At 68.7% G+C, this 13,734-nt stretch carries 13 protein-coding genes; 8 read left to right on the top strand and 5 right to left on the bottom strand.

Translation table 11 applies throughout. The annotated features are described in order from the left end of the window. Positions 1–74: 74 nt before the first annotated feature. Positions 75–1,106: a diguanylate cyclase domain-containing protein gene (locus tag AC3WOH_RS15890; RefSeq protein WP_492230244.1), complete on the bottom strand. Its 1,032-nt coding sequence runs from the start codon at positions 1,104–1,106 to the stop codon at positions 75–77. A 144-nt stretch (positions 1,107–1,250) separates the two neighbouring features. On the opposite strand from AC3WOH_RS15890, the gene AC3WOH_RS15885 reads away from it, so the two are divergent. The 8 genes from AC3WOH_RS15885 to kdpE all read left to right on the top strand — a co-directional run bounded on the left by AC3WOH_RS15885 (position 1,251) and on the right by kdpE (position 10,209). After that, entirely contained in the window at positions 1,251–1,856 is a 606-nt protein-coding gene (locus tag AC3WOH_RS15885) for an Lcl C-terminal domain-containing protein (protein WP_492230243.1), read from the top strand. A gap of 215 nt (positions 1,857–2,071) precedes the next feature. Beyond that, entirely contained in the window at positions 2,072–2,170 is a 99-nt protein-coding gene (gene kdpF, locus AC3WOH_RS15880) for a K(+)-transporting ATPase subunit F (RefSeq protein ID WP_492230242.1), read from the top strand. 5 nt (positions 2,171–2,175) lie between these two features. Further along, positions 2,176–3,975, top strand: a complete 1,800-nt coding sequence (gene kdpA, locus AC3WOH_RS15875) for a potassium-transporting ATPase subunit KdpA (RefSeq protein WP_492230261.1) — start codon at positions 2,176–2,178, stop codon at positions 3,973–3,975. Positions 3,976–4,052: 77 nt separating this feature from the next. Further along, positions 4,053–6,092, top strand: a complete 2,040-nt coding sequence (gene kdpB, locus AC3WOH_RS15870) for a potassium-transporting ATPase subunit KdpB (RefSeq protein WP_492230260.1) — start codon at positions 4,053–4,055, stop codon at positions 6,090–6,092. Positions 6,093–6,104: 12 nt separating this feature from the next. Beyond that, positions 6,105–6,680: a potassium-transporting ATPase subunit KdpC gene (gene kdpC / locus AC3WOH_RS15865; RefSeq protein WP_492230241.1), complete on the top strand. Its 576-nt coding sequence runs from the start codon at positions 6,105–6,107 to the stop codon at positions 6,678–6,680. Between the two features lie 3 nt (positions 6,681–6,683). Then, the gene (locus AC3WOH_RS15860; RefSeq protein ID WP_492230240.1) at positions 6,684–6,812 is read left to right on the top strand and encodes a hypothetical protein; all 129 of its coding nucleotides are present in this window, start codon (positions 6,684–6,686) and stop codon (positions 6,810–6,812) included. Next, complete coding sequence (locus AC3WOH_RS15855; protein WP_492230239.1) at positions 6,812–9,523, top strand: DUF4118 domain-containing protein; 2,712 nt, start codon at positions 6,812–6,814, stop codon at positions 9,521–9,523. Before AC3WOH_RS15860 ends, AC3WOH_RS15855 begins: the two co-directional genes overlap by 1 nt. Continuing rightward, on the top strand, positions 9,511–10,209 hold the full coding sequence (gene kdpE, locus AC3WOH_RS15850) for a two-component system response regulator KdpE (protein WP_492230238.1): 699 nt from the start codon (positions 9,511–9,513) through the stop codon (positions 10,207–10,209). Before AC3WOH_RS15855 ends, kdpE begins: the two co-directional genes overlap by 13 nt. Positions 10,210–10,369: 160 nt before the next feature. Here kdpE and AC3WOH_RS15845 read toward each other — a convergent pair whose 3' ends face one another. From AC3WOH_RS15845 to AC3WOH_RS15830, 4 genes are read right to left on the bottom strand one after another with little or no spacing between them, the layout of a single operon-like run. Then, positions 10,370–11,650, bottom strand: coding sequence for a TRAP transporter large permease (locus AC3WOH_RS15845; protein ID WP_492230237.1), 1,281 nt, complete (start codon positions 11,648–11,650; stop codon positions 10,370–10,372). After that, entirely contained in the window at positions 11,647–12,225 is a 579-nt protein-coding gene (locus AC3WOH_RS15840; RefSeq protein ID WP_492230236.1) for a TRAP transporter small permease, read from the bottom strand. The genes AC3WOH_RS15845 and AC3WOH_RS15840 overlap by 4 nt, the downstream gene beginning before the upstream one ends. A 30-nt stretch (positions 12,226–12,255) precedes the next feature. Continuing rightward, the gene (locus AC3WOH_RS15835) at positions 12,256–12,696 is read right to left on the bottom strand and encodes a type II 3-dehydroquinate dehydratase (protein WP_492230235.1); all 441 of its coding nucleotides are present in this window, start codon (positions 12,694–12,696) and stop codon (positions 12,256–12,258) included. Positions 12,697–12,715: 19 nt separating this feature from the next. Next, the gene (locus AC3WOH_RS15830) at positions 12,716–13,720 is read right to left on the bottom strand and encodes a TRAP transporter substrate-binding protein (protein WP_492230234.1); all 1,005 of its coding nucleotides are present in this window, start codon (positions 13,718–13,720) and stop codon (positions 12,716–12,718) included. Positions 13,721–13,734 lie beyond the last annotated feature (14 nt).

Genomic DNA, 13,734 nt, shown 5'->3' with positions numbered 1-13,734 from the left:
CGCCATTGTCGCGGCTGTTTGTAAAGACCCTTTACAACCTGCAAAACGGGTTTCAGGGTAGGCAGGTTCCTGAATCAGTCGGGTTGGGATTCCACCCGGTTGCCACCAAGCTGCCGCGCCCGTGCCAGGGCGGCACTGGCGGCACGCACCAATTCATCGTGGCGCTGGTCACGCACCGGAACCATCTGCGCCACCCCGCCGCCGATGCTGACACGGCCCATGGCAGTCCCTTCATGGGGCAGCGCCAGCGTGCGCACGGCGACCACGGCCGCCTCGGCCAGGCCCTGCGCCTCATCCAGGCCGGCGCCCGGCAGCAGCAGCGCGAAGGCATCGCCCGCAAAGCGCGTCACCAGGCTGCCCGGGCGCTCCTGCAGGAGCTGGGTGAAGGTAAGGGCCAGGGTCTTGAGGCAGGCATCGGCCGCCAGGTGGCCGTGGCGGTCCATGAAGTGGCGCAGCGCATCCACCTCCAGCAGCACCAGGGCCACGGGCGTAGCGGCGCGCTGGGCACGCTCCCAGGCCTGCTGCAGCACATGGTCGAACTGGCGCCGGTTGCCCAGGCCGGTAAGGCTGTCGGTGCGGTCCATGGCATCGATGCGCTGCTGCGCCTCGGCCAGCGCGCGGCTGCTCTCCTGCAACTGGGCCTGCAGCATGCGGTGTTCGGTCTGCAGGCGCGCCAGGGCCGAGGAACTGGCCTGGGCAGGCACGGGGCCCGAGGGCACCGAGGTACCGCTGTGCACGATCTTCCACTCCGCGCCTTCGAGGCGGAACACCAGCACCAGGCGCGCCAGCGGCACCTGGCCGGCCGGGGTGCCGCCTGCGTCCGGGCCACGCACATGCACCAGGGCCGTGGCCGAGACCACGTCTTCGGCCAGGTCCTGCAGGCACAGGTCCAGCACTTCGATGCGCATGTGCTGCGGCACCAGCGCAAAGTCCTGCAATATGGCGGCCACCCACTCGCTGCGCGTGTGCACCAGGCGGTCGCTGCGGCTCGCATAGCCGCTGAACTGGGTGCTCAGGCGCGCGATCAGTCGCTCGTCGCGCGTGGAATACAGCGCGATGTAGTCGTCGAACAGTTGGCGGATGAGGGTCTGGCGATCCGGTCGCATCGGTACGGTTTCCTCGTCAGGGCATCCTGGATGTTGAAAAATGAGAGCACCCGCAGCACAGACCGCAAGGGCGCGACGCACTGTAGCACCCCAACACCGGCACGGGGTGCACACTGCGCCCACTTCATGCGAACATCGGCCGGTATGACGCACCTTCCCTTTGGCCGCAGCACGGCCCTGGTCCTTGCCTGCCTCCTGGTCCCGTTCGCTGCCCAGGCGCAGGCCGCCGCCGATTCGGGCGTGGCCCTGGCGCTCTCGCCCGATGGCAGCCTGGTGGTGGACACCCGCGCCAAGCTGGCCTGGCCGCGTTGCGTGGAAGGCATGCAGTGGAACGGCAAGACCTGCACCGGCACGCCGCTGGAGCTCGACTATGCCCAGGCCCAGGCCCATGCCCAGGCACGCTGGAAGGCCGAGAACCAGCCCTGGCGCCTGCCGCGTGCGGCCGAGCTGCGGCGCCTGGTCGACAAGTCTGCGCGCACACCCGGGCTCGACACAAGGCTGTTCCCTGCCGCACCGTCGGGCTGGCACTGGGCCGCCAACACCAACGTCCAGGGCGGCCTGGCTGGCAACCAGTACAACTACGGCAACGTGGAGAAGGCCCAGCGACAGGGCCAGGGTGGTGAAAGCCTGGACTCCACGCGCGTGAACCAGCGCTATGCGGTGGACCTGGAGACCGGCGACATCCGCTCCGACGCCGCCAAGTACAGCAAGCTGCACTTCCGCCTCGTGCGCACTTACACCGCCGACTAAGGCCTCCGGCCCCATTTTTACGGCTTTTTTACGGCACGGACCGCAGTCTGTGCCCTGTTTTTACGCGCGCATCCCGAGACTTCTCCTATCGCTCAACTGGAGAAGCACACCATGGATTTCGTCTACATCGCGGCAGCCGCGGGCCTGTGGGGCCTGACCGCGTTGCTCGTGGCCGGCTGCCGCCGCCTGGCCCCTTCGTCGGCAGGAGAACGCACATGATCGCTGCCGAACTGCTCTACGGCCTCGGCGGCCTGATCGCCGTGCTGCTGCTCGCGTACCTGGTGTATGCACTGATCTGCGCGGAGCAATTCTGATGATCATGAGCACCGCCGCCTGGGCCCTGCTGGGCTCGTTCCTCGTTCTGCTGATGGCACTGGCCTGGCCCCTGGGCCGCTGGCTGGCTGTGCTGGCCACAGGCACACCGCCGGCATGGATGCACAAGGCCGAAGCCGGCCTGTACCGCCTGGCGGGCGTGGACCCGCAACACGGCATGGGCTGGTCGCACTATGCCATCTGCCTGCTGGCCTTCAACGGCGTGGGCGTGGTCTTCGTCTATGCCCTGCAGCGCCTGCAGGGCCTGCTGCCGCTCAACCCGCAGGGCATGCCTGCGGTGTCGGCGGACTCCTCGTTCAACACCGCCATCAGCTTCGTCGCCAACACCAACTGGCAGGGCTACGCGGGCGAGGCCACCATGAGCTACCTCACGCAGATGGTGGCGCTGGCGGGCCAGAACTTCCTCTCGGCTGCCACCGGCATCGCCGTGGTGTTCGCGCTGATCCGCGGTTTCACGGCCCGCTCCAGCGCCGCCCTGGGCAATTTCTGGGTGGACATCACGCGCATCACCGTGTGGCTGCTGCTCCCCCTGTCGCTGGTGCTGGCGCTGTTCCTGGCCGGCAATGGCGTGGTGCAGAACTTCAATCCCTACACCGAAGTCACCACGCTGGAGTCCACCAATTACCAGCAGCCCGCCGTCGACGACCAGGGCGCGCCACGCCTGGACGACAAGGGCCAGCCCGTGATGCAGGACCTGAGCACGCCCACCCAGACCCTGGCCATGGGCCCCGTGGCCTCGCAGGAGGCCATCAAGATGCTGGGCACCAACGGCGGTGGCTTCTTCAACGCCAACTCGGCCCACCCGTTCGAGAACCCCACGGCCTCAACCAACCTGGTGCAGATGCTGGCCATCTTCCTGATCCCGGCCGCACTGTGCTTTGCCTTCGGCCGCTGCGTGGGCGACCGGCGCCAGGGCCTGGCGGTACTGGCCGCCATGGTGGTGCTGTTCGTCGCGGCCGTGCTGGCCATCCTGCCTGCCGAGCAGGCCGGCAACCCCTTGTTCACGCCGCTGGGCGTGGACCAGGTGGCCAGTGCCGCCCAGGCCGGCGGCAACATGGAGGGCAAGGAGACGCGCTTCGGCATCACCGCCTCGGGCCTGTTCACCGTGGTCACCACGGCCGCATCGTGCGGGGCCGTGGCTGCCATGCACGACTCGCTCACGCCGCTGGGCGGCATGGTGCCCCTGGTGCTCATGCAACTGGGCGAGGTGGTCTTCGGCGGCGTGGGCTCGGGCCTGTACGGCATGCTGGTCTTTGCCATCCTGGCGGTGTTCATCGCCGGGCTGATGATCGGCCGCACGCCCGAGTACCTGGGCAAGAAGATCGAGGCGCACGAGATGAAGCTCGCCTCGCTCGCCATCCTGGCCACCCCGCTGCTGGTGCTGCTGGGCACGGCCCTCGCCGTGGCCACGGGCCCCGGCACCGCAGGCATGCTGCAGGCCGGCCCGCACGGCTTCAGCGAGGTGCTGTATGCCCTCAGCTCGGCCGCCAACAACAACGGCAGCGCCTTCGCCGGCCTGTCGGCCAACACGCCCTTCTACAACGTGTTGCTGGGCGTGGCCATGTGGCTGGGCCGCTTTGCCGTGATCGTGCCGGTGCTGGCGATTGCCGGTGCCCTGGCCGCCAAGAAGCGCCTGCCCGTGACGGCCGGCACCATGCCCACCCACGGCCCACTCTTCGTGGTGCTGCTGATCGGCACCGTGCTGCTCGTAGGCCTGCTCAACTATGTGCCGGCACTGGCCCTGGGGCCTGTGGTCGAGCACCTCATGCTGGGAGCCGCATCGTGAACCGCACCCAACCCCATACCGCACCTTCCCTTTCTGCAGGTACCCCTGTGACGCAACCCCAACCCGCCCAGGGCCTGATGGACAAGGCCTTGCTGCGCCCCGCCCTGCGCGCCGCCTTCACCAAGCTCGACCCGCGTGTGCAGTGGCGCAACCCCGTGATGTTCGTGGTCTACGTCGGCAGCCTGCTGACCACGCTGCTGTGGCTCAATGCCCTCGGGCAGCCGGACGCCGGCTTCGTGCTCGCCGTGGCCGTGTGGCTGTGGTTCACGGTGCTGTTCGCCAACTTCGCCGAGGCGCTGGCCGAGGGCCGCAGCAAGGCCCAGGCGGCCTCTCTGCGCACCCTCAAGAAGAGCAACTGGGCCAAGAAGCTCAAGGAGCCCCGCCACGGCGGCGCCTGGCTGCCCGAGCAGGCCGAAAACCTGCGCAAGGGCGACGTGGTGCTGGTGGAAGCCGGCGACATGGTGCCCATGGACGGCGAGGTCATCGAAGGCGTGGCCTCGGTGGACGAATCGGCCATCACCGGTGAATCGGCTCCCGTGGTGCGCGAATCGGGCGGTGACTTCTCCTCCGTCACCGGCGGCACGCGCGTACTGTCGGACTGGCTGGTGGTGCGCGTGGCCGTGAACCCCGGCGACTCGTTCCTCGACCGCATGATCAGCATGGTCGAGGGCGCCAAGCGCCAAAAGACACCCAACGAGATCGCGCTCAACATCCTGCTGGTGGCGCTGACCATCGTCTTCCTGGTGGTCACCGTGACGCTGCTGCCCTACTCGCTCTACAGCGTGCAGGCGGCCCAGGCAGGCACGGTGGTGAGCCTCACGGCCCTGGTCTCGCTGCTGGTGTGCCTGATCCCCACCACCATCGGCGGCCTGCTGTCGGCGGTGGGCGTGGCCGGCATGAGCCGCATGATGCAGGCCAATGTGATCGCCACCTCGGGCCGCGCCGTGGAAGCGGCCGGCGACGTGGACGTGCTGCTGCTGGACAAGACCGGCACCATCACCCACGGCAACCGCCAGGCCAGTGCCCTGCTGCCTGCACCCGGCACCACGCAGGCCCAGTTGGGCCAGTGCGCGGCCCAGGCCTCGGCCGCCGATGAAACGCCCGAGGGCCGCAGCATCGTGGCACTGGTGCAGGCCAGCGCCGCTGTGGAAGCACTGGCGGGCGAAGTCACCTCAGTCGCCTTCACCGCCCAGACGCGCATGAGCGGCGTAGACGTGGCCCTGCCTGACGGCAGCGTGCGCCAGCTGCGCAAGGGCGCGGTGGACGCCGTGCGCCGCTACGTCGAAGCCATGGGCGCGCAGATGCCCGCCGAGGTGCTGCGCGCGGCCGACGAAGTCTCGCGCCGCGGCAGCACGCCGCTGGCCGTGGCCGACGGCAGCCGCGTGCTGGGTGTGGTGGAGCTCAAGGACATCGTCAAGACCGGCATCCGCGAGCGCTTCGCCCAACTGCGCCGCATGGGCATCAAGACCGTGATGGTGACCGGCGACAACAAGCTCACGGCCGCCGCCATTGCCGCCGAGGCGGGTGTGGACGACTTCCTGGCCGAAGCCACGCCCGAGGCCAAGCTCGCGCTGATCCGCCAGTACCAGGCCGAAGGCCGGCTGGTGGCCATGACCGGCGATGGCACCAACGACGCGCCCGCCCTGGCCCAGGCCGATGTGGCCGTGGCCATGGGCTCGGGCACGCAGGCCGCCAAGGAGGCCGGCAACATGGTGGACCTCGATTCCAACCCCACCAAGCTCTTGGAGGTGGTGGAAACCGGCAAGGCCCTGCTCATGACGCGCGGCTCGCTCACCACCTTCTCCATCGCCAACGACGTGGCCAAGTACTTCGCCATCATCCCGGCGATCTTCGTGAGCACCTACCCGCAGCTCGGCGCGCTCAACGTGATGCAGCTGGCCAGCCCGCAGTCGGCCATCTTGTCGGCCGTGGTCTTCAACGCCCTGGTCATCGTGTTCCTGATCCCGCTGGCGCTCAAGGGCGTGCGCTACCGCGCCGTGGGTGCGGCAGCCCTGCTGCGGCGCAACCTGGCCATCTACGGGCTGGGTGGCCTCATCGTCCCTTTCGTGGGCATCAAAGCCATAGATCTGCTGATCACCGCCATTGGCATGGCTTGAAAGACAACCGCTATGAAAAACCCCATTCTCCGCCCCACCCTGGTCCTGTTCGCCGCGCTCACGCTGGTGACCGGCGTGGCCTACCCGCTGCTCACCACCGGCATCGCGCAGGCGGCCTTTCCTCGCGAGGCCAATGGCAGCCTGGTCATGAAGGACGGCAAACCCGTGGGCTCCGAACTCATCGGCCAGAACTTCACCGCCCCCGGGCATGTCTGGGGCCGCCCCTCGGCCACCGGTCCCATGCCCTACAACGCCAGCGCCTCGGGTGGCTCCAACCAGGGGCCGCTGAACCCGGCGCTCAAGGAGGCCGCGGCGTCGCGCGTCGCGGCACTGCGCGAAGCCGATCCCGGCAACACCGCCCCCGTGCCCGTGGACCTGGTCACGGCCTCGGCCAGCGGGCTAGACCCGCACATCAGCCCCGCCGCCGCGCGCTACCAGGTGGCACGCGTGGCCAAGGCCCGGAACCTGCCCGCCGACAAGCTGGCCGCCCTCGTGGAAGCGCGGGTGGAGCTACCATGGCTGGGATTCGTGGGCGAGCCGCGTGTGAACGTGCTGCAGCTGAACCTGGCGCTCGACGCGCTGCGCTGAGCCATGGCTGGCGATGAGATGCTTGCGGCCCTGTGCGCGGTGGCCGTGCTGCTGGTGCCGCTGGTGCTGGCCTGGCTGATCGTGGCGCGCGGGCCCAAAGCCCGCCGACCGCCCACCCGACTGGAACCCTGATGGCCTTGCACAGCGACAGCCGACCCGACCCCGACGAACTGCTGGAGAACCTGCAGCGCGAAGCACAGCAGGCCGCGCGCGGGCGCCTGCGCGTCTACTTCGGCGCCAACGCGGGCGTGGGCAAGACCTACGCCATGCTCAGCGCGGCCCAGCGCGCACACCAGGTCGGCACCAACGTGCTGGCCGGCGTGGTGGAAACCCATGGCCGCAGCGAGACGGCCGCGCTGCTGCAAGGCCTGCCGCGCCTGGCCCAGCGCGAAGTGCCCTACCGCGACCGCACGCTGAGCGAGTTCGACCTGGACGCCGCCCTGGTCCGCAAGCCTGCCGTGCTGCTGGTGGACGAGCTGGCCCACTCCAACGTCGAGGGCTCGCGCCACCCCAAGCGCTGGCAGGACGTGCGCGAACTGCTGGACGCGGGCATCGACGTCTGGACCACACTCAACGTGCAGCACCTGGAGAGCCTGAACGGCGTGGTGGGCGCCATCACCGGCATCCGCGTGCACGAGACCGTGCCCGACACCGTGCTCGACAGCGCCGACGAGGTGGTGCTGGTCGACGTGACGCCCGACGAGCTGCTGCAGCGCCTGCAGGCCGGCAAGGTCTACCTGCCGCAGCAGGCCGAACGCGCGGCAGAGAATTTCTTTCGCAAGGGCAACCTGATCGCGCTGCGCGAGATGGCGCTGCGCCGAACGGCCGAGCATGTCGAGGACGACGTGCGCAGCTACCGCATCGAGCAGTCCATCACCCCAGCGTGGAACACCGATGGTGCCATCCTCGCCTGCGTGGGCCCGCAGGAGGGGGCCGAGCAGACCGTGCGCACCGCTGCACGCCTGGCCGGCCAGCTCAATGTGCGCTGGCACGCCGCCTATGTGGAGACACCGCGCCTGCAGCGCCTGGACGCCGCCGAGCGCGACCGCATCCTGGCCGTGCTGCAGCTCGCAAGCGACCTGGGCGCGCAGACCGCCGTGCTCACCGGGCCCGATGTACCGGCCGCCCTGGTCACCCATGCCCAGGCGCTCAATTGTGCGACCCTGATCGTGGGCCGCCGCTCCGGTGGGGTACGCCGCCCCTGGCAGGTGGGCATGACCCAGCAACTGGCCACCCTGGCGCCGGCCCTGGACGTGATGGAGGTGGGCCATACCCCCAGCACCCGCCGCATTGCACAGGCCTTGCGCCGCACCGGCGACGAAGAAGTGGACAGCAGCCTGCCGCCCGGCTGGCGGCGCTATGCCTGGGCCGTGGCCTGGAGCCTGCTGGCCACGGCGCTGGCCGCGCCGCTGCACGGCTACTTCGAGCTGGCCAACATCGTCATGTTGTTCCTGCTGGGCGTGGTGCTGGTCGCCATGCGCCATGGCCGCGGGCCGGCCGCCCTGTCCGCCGTGCTCAACGTGCTGACCTTCGACCTGTTCTTCGTGCCGCCGCGCTTTTCGTTCGCGGTGAGCGACGTGCAGTACTTCTTCACCTTCGCCGTCATGCTGGCCGTGGGCCTGCTCATCGGCCAGCTCACGGCGGGCCTGCGCTTCCAGGCGCGCATCGCGGCCAGCCGCGAGCAGCGCGCGCAGTCGCTGTTCGAGCTCACGCGCGACCTGTCGGCCGCGCTCATGGCCTCGCAGGTGGTGGAACTGGGCCGCACCGCCACCGAGCGCAACTTCGGCGGCCAAGCCGTGGTGCTGCCCACCGATGCGCGCGACCAGCTGGTGCTGCCCGATCCAGCGCCCGATGGCTTCGATGCCTCCGTCGCCGACTGGTGCCTGCGCAATGCCCAGCCCGCGGGCCTGGCCACCACCACGCTGGCGGCCCACAGCTGGCACTATGTGCCGCTCAAAGCCCCCATGCGCGTCCGCGGCGTGCTCGCGCTCCAGCCCGCCCAGCCGCGCTGGCTGCTGATCCCCGAGCAGGCCAAGCAGCTCGACACCCTGGCGCGGCAGATCGCCATTGCGCTGGAGCGCGTGCACTATGTGGAGGTGGCCCAGGGCGCTGTGGTGGAGATGGAGTCCGAGCGCCTGCGCAATGCCCTGCTCGCAGCCATCTCGCACGACGTGCGCACGCCGCTCACCAGCCTGATCGGCCTGGCAGAGACACTGCGCGACACCGATCCCCCCCTGCCAGCCCCCCAGGCCAGCGCAGCCGCAGCGATGGTGGCCCAGTCGCGCGAGCTCAACACCCTGGTCAACAACCTGCTGGAGATGGCGCGCCTGCAAAGCGGCGCCGTGCACCTGCGCATGGACTGGCAGTCGATGGAAGAGGTGGTGGGCAGTGCCATCCGCGCAGCCGCCTCCGCCCTCGCCGGGCGCGAGGTGCAGGCACAGATTCCTGCGGACCTGCCGCTCGCGGAATTCGACGCCGTGCTCATCGAGCGCGTGCTCGTGAACCTGCTGGAGAACGCTGCCAAATACGGCGCCCCACCCATCACCGTGCGTGCGCATGCCGAGCCCGAGACCCTGGTGCTGAGCGTGCGCGACCACGGCCCCGGCCTGCCTGCGGCCCTGGCGGGCGATGCCGCCCTGCTGTTCGAGAAGTTCACGCGCGGCCAGGCCGAGTCCGCCACGCCCGGCGTGGGCCTGGGCCTGGCCATCTGCAAGGCCATCGTGAACGCCCACCAGGGCCAGATCGACGCCCGCAACGCCGACGGCGGTGGGGCAGAATTCACGCTACGCCTGCCCCGCAGGCCCCCTCCTCCCCTGAAAGAAGCCCCTGCATGGCCAGCCTAGCCCCCATCGCCGTCGTGATCGAAGACGAGCCCCAGATCCGCCGCTTTGTGCGCGGCGCGCTGGAGGCCGAGGGCTGGCAGGTGCACGAGGCCGAGACCTTGCAGCGCGGCCTGACCGAGGCCGGCACGCGCAAGCCCGACCTGCTGGTGCTGGACCTGGGCCTGCCCGACGGCGACGGCCTCAGCCTGATCCGCGATGTGCGCCAGTGGTCCAGCGTGGCCATCATCGTGCTCTCGGCGCGCATCGACGAGGCCGACAAGATCGCTGCGCTGGACGCCGGTGCCGACGACTACCTCACCAAGCCCTTCGGCGTGGGCGAGCTCATGGCGCGCGTGCGCGCCAACCTGCGCCGCCCGCGCGCCACGGGCGCCTCGCAGGAGGAGGACACCTCCTTCAGCTTCGGCGAGGTCACCGTGGACCGCCAGGCCCGCCTGGTGCACCGCGCCGGCCAGGAAGTGCACCTCACGCCCATCGAGTATCGGCTGCTGTCGGTGCTGATCGCCAACGCCGGCCGCGTGCTCACGCACCGCCAGCTGCTGCGCGAGGTGTGGGGCCCTTCCCACAGCGAGCAGAGCCACTACCTGCGCATCTACATGGGCCATCTGCGCCAGAAGCTGGAGGCCGACCCGGCCCAGCCCAGGCACCTGCTGACCGAGACTGCTGTGGGTTATCGGTTGATGCCCTAAGGCAACGCTGAACAAGTCTCTCGCGCGCCCCGCGCCCCGCTTTGTGCGGTCTGCTTCGTTGCAAATGCTCGCCATAGCATCGGCTATGGCTGCGCTTTGCGCCTAGCAGCCCATCCCAAATCAGGGCAAGCGCCATCGCGAAGACTTATTCAGCGTCGCCTCAACCGTGGAAGAGCTTGGCCGGCCCCGTCACCAGCCACGGGAAGGCCACCATCAGGAACATGATGGCGAACTCCGCGATCATGAAGGGCACCACGCCCTTGGTCACATCGTCCATCGACATCTTGCCCACCCCCGCCACCACGTTGAGCACCGTGCCCACGGGCGGGGTGACCAGGCCGATGGAGTTGTTGATGATGAAAATCACGCCGAAGTAGACCGGATCGATGCCTGCCGCATTCACCACGGGCATCAGCACTGGGGTGAGGATCAAAATGGTGGGCGTCATGTCCATGGCAGTGCCCACGGCCATCACCAGCACCATGATAGCCGCCATCAGCAGGATCTTGTTGTCCATGAAGGGCTGCAGCAGCCCCACCACCTTGGACGGCAGGTCGGCCACGGTGATGAGCCAGGCGCTCACCATGGCGGCAGCGATCAGGAACATCACGATGGCGCTGGTCTTGGCGGCGGCGACGAAGATGCCGTACAGGTCGCGCCAGGTGATCTCGCGGTAGATGACGGCCGAGACGAAGAGCGCGTACACCGCGGCCACGACGGCCGCCTCGGTGGGCGTGAACACGCCCATGCGCAGGCCCACGAGGATGATGACCGGCAGCATCAGCGCCCACAGCGCCTTGCGCAGGGCCGTGAGGATCTCGGCAGCGGACTTGCGCGGCGGCGGCACGATCTTCTCGCGCCGCACCAGGAAGGCCCAGGTCAGCCACAGCGCCGCCCCGATCAGGATGCCAGGCACGATGGCCGCGAGGAACAGCTTGGAGATCGACACATTGGCCGCCACCCCGAAGATCACCAGGCCGATGCTCGGCGGGATCACCGGGCCGATAACGCCCGTGGCCGCGATCAGCCCGCCGGCGCGCGGCTTGTCGTGCCCGGCCTTGACCATCATGGGCAGCAGCAGCGCGGTGAGCGCCGCCGCATCGGCCACGGCCGAGCCCGACAGGGCCGACAGCAGGCAGCCGGCCATGATGGTCACATAGCCCAGTCCGCCCTTCACATGGCCCACCAGGGCCAGCGCGAAGTCCACGATGCGGCGCGACAGGCCGCCCACGTTCATGATCTCGCCGGCCAGCATGAAAAAGGGCACGGCCAGCAGCGGAAAGCTGTCGGCCCCGCCGATCAGGTTCTGCGCCAGGATCTGGGCGTCGAACAGGTCCAGGTGCCACATCAGCGCCACGCCGCTGGCCAGGAGCGAGAACGCGATCGGTATGCCCATGGCCATGGCCAGCAGCAACGAACCGACAAAGACGAAGATGGTCATCGCGCGCCCTCCTTGCCGCGGGGCGCATCGGCACCACCGGCATGGCCGAGGATCTGCTGCAGCTGCACGGCCTCTTCGGACTCCTGCACCATCACCAGGTCCTCATCGGCGATCTGGCCACTGAGCAGGCGGTACAGGTCGATGGCCAGGATCAGCGCCGCGCACACAGCGAACACCAGGCCTGCGCTGTAGACGATGGCCATGGAGGCGCCCGTGGTCGGCGCCGTCACGTCCCAGTTGATGCGCGCCTGCGCCAGGCTGCCCTGGAACAGCAGCCAGACGATGTAGAGCATGACCCCGTGCCCCAGGGCCAGGCAGGCCTTCTTGCCGGCTGCCGGCAGGCGCTGCACCACCATGTCCACCCCCAGGTGGCCATGCTCGCGCAGCGCGACGATGGCGCCAAGGAAGGTCATCCAGATGAAGAGCCAGCGCGACACTTCTTCCGACACCGTGATGCCGGAATTGAAGCCGTAGCGCAGCACCACATTGCCGAACACCAGCACCACCATCAGCGCCAGCATGGCGGCGATCACCGCCTCCAATGCTCTGCAGGCGCGTTCCATCCATCGATTCATGTTGTATTTCCTGTGATGGTGGGACGGGACTCAGGCGGCTTCGCGCAGGCTTTCCACCAGCGAGCGCAAGGCCGCCAGATAGGAATGCGGGCCAAAGCCCTGCACCGTGGCCTTGACGGCCGGCGAGATGATGGAGTGCGCACGCCAGGCCTCGCGCGCCGCGATGTTGGACATGTGCACCTCGATCACCGGGAAGGGCATGGCCTTGATCGCGTCGTGCAGCGGCACGCCATGCTGGGTGAGGCCCGCGGGGTTCACCAGCGCGCCCTGCGCAGCGTCGATATGCTCGTGCAGGAAGTCGATCAGCGCGCCTTCGTGGTTGGACTGCAGGATGTCGAGTTCCACGCCGAGCTCGGCGGCCAGCTTCTGCAGCCGCTCGTTGATTTGCGCCAGCGTGGTCGTGCCGTAGATATGGGGTTCGCGGCGTCCGAACAGGTTGAGGTTGGGACCGTGGAGGACAAGGATTTTCATGGGATTCAGGCCGGATGGCTTACTTGCGGATGCGGGCGAGTTCGCTGTCGTAGAGCTTGACGATGGCCTGGTCATAGGTGGCGGCAAACTTGTCGCTCACGGGCTTGGCGATCTGCTGCATGCGTGCCAGTTCGGCCGGCGCGATCTCGTTGTAGGCCATGCCCTTGGCCTGCAGGTCACCCACCGAGCGCTGCGCAGCGGCGCGGCTGACCTGGCGCTGGTAGCCGCGCGTCTCGTCGGCGGCCTCGTGCATCATCTTCTGCTCGGCGGGCGAGAGCTGGTCCCAGAACTTCTTGCTCACCAGCACGATGTTGGCGGCGTACACGTGGTTGGTGGCGCTCACGTACTTCTGCACCTCGAACATCTTGTTCGACAGGATCACCGCGTAGGGGTTCTCCTGGCCGTCCACGGCCTTGGCTTCCAGCGCGCCGTAGAGTTCGGCAAACGGCATGGGCACGGGGTTGGCCTTGAAGGCCTTGAAGGTGTCGAGGAACACCGGGTTCGGGATCACGCGCAGCTTGAGGCCGTCGAAGTCGTCGGCCCGGGTGATGGCGCGCTTGCTGTTGGTCACGTTGCGAAAGCCTAGGTCCCAGTAGCCCAGGGCCACCAGGCCCTTCTCGGGCAGCTTGGCGATCAGCGCCTGGCCCAAAGGGCCGTCGAGCAGCGCATCGGCCTGCGCGAAGTTGGCCACGGCGAAGGGAAAGTCCACCAGGCCGAATTCCTTGACGATGCCGGCCAGCGAGGTGGTGGCCGGGGCCGACATCTGCTGCACGCCGCCCTGCAGGGCCGACTGCTGCTGCAGCTCATTGCCCAGCTGCGAGGCCGGGAACTCCTGCACCTTGAGCTTGCCGCCGCTCTTGGCGGCCAGCAACTCGCCGAAGCGCTTGACCCCGAAGCTCACCGGGTGGTCGGCGTTGTTCAGGTGGCCGAAGCGGATCACGCGCTCCTGCTGGGCGTTGGCAGGCAGCGAAGCCATCAGCAGGGACAGGCCGGCGGCGGCCAGGAGGCAGGCAGTTTTTCTCACGGGTGTATCTCCAT

The organism is Acidovorax sp. FW305-C-20-28, from assembly GCF_058783375.1.
The sequence above is the reverse complement of the archived record's forward strand: the minus strand, read 5'-3'. Positions and strand labels throughout refer to the sequence as shown.

Excerpts from the sequence above, each read along its gene's own strand:
- AC3WOH_RS15890 (WP_492230244.1), bottom strand. The coding sequence starts at position 1,106 with ATGCGACCGGATCGCCAGACCCTCATCCGCCAACTGTTCGACGACTAC.
- AC3WOH_RS15885 (WP_492230243.1), top strand. The coding sequence starts at position 1,251 with ATGACGCACCTTCCCTTTGGCCGCAGCACGGCCCTGGTCCTTGCCTGC.
- kdpF (WP_492230242.1), top strand. The coding sequence starts at position 2,072 with ATGATCGCTGCCGAACTGCTCTACGGCCTCGGCGGCCTGATCGCCGTG.
- kdpA (WP_492230261.1), top strand. The coding sequence starts at position 2,176 with ATGAGCACCGCCGCCTGGGCCCTGCTGGGCTCGTTCCTCGTTCTGCTG.
- kdpB (WP_492230260.1), top strand. The coding sequence starts at position 4,053 with ATGGACAAGGCCTTGCTGCGCCCCGCCCTGCGCGCCGCCTTCACCAAG.
- kdpC (WP_492230241.1), top strand. The coding sequence starts at position 6,105 with ATGAAAAACCCCATTCTCCGCCCCACCCTGGTCCTGTTCGCCGCGCTC.
- AC3WOH_RS15860 (WP_492230240.1), top strand. The coding sequence starts at position 6,684 with ATGGCTGGCGATGAGATGCTTGCGGCCCTGTGCGCGGTGGCCGTGCTG.
- AC3WOH_RS15855 (WP_492230239.1), top strand. The coding sequence starts at position 6,812 with ATGGCCTTGCACAGCGACAGCCGACCCGACCCCGACGAACTGCTGGAG.
- kdpE (WP_492230238.1), top strand. The coding sequence starts at position 9,511 with ATGGCCAGCCTAGCCCCCATCGCCGTCGTGATCGAAGACGAGCCCCAG.
- AC3WOH_RS15845 (WP_492230237.1), bottom strand. The coding sequence starts at position 11,650 with ATGACCATCTTCGTCTTTGTCGGTTCGTTGCTGCTGGCCATGGCCATG.
- AC3WOH_RS15840 (WP_492230236.1), bottom strand. The coding sequence starts at position 12,225 with ATGAATCGATGGATGGAACGCGCCTGCAGAGCATTGGAGGCGGTGATC.
- AC3WOH_RS15835 (WP_492230235.1), bottom strand. The coding sequence starts at position 12,696 with ATGAAAATCCTTGTCCTCCACGGTCCCAACCTCAACCTGTTCGGACGC.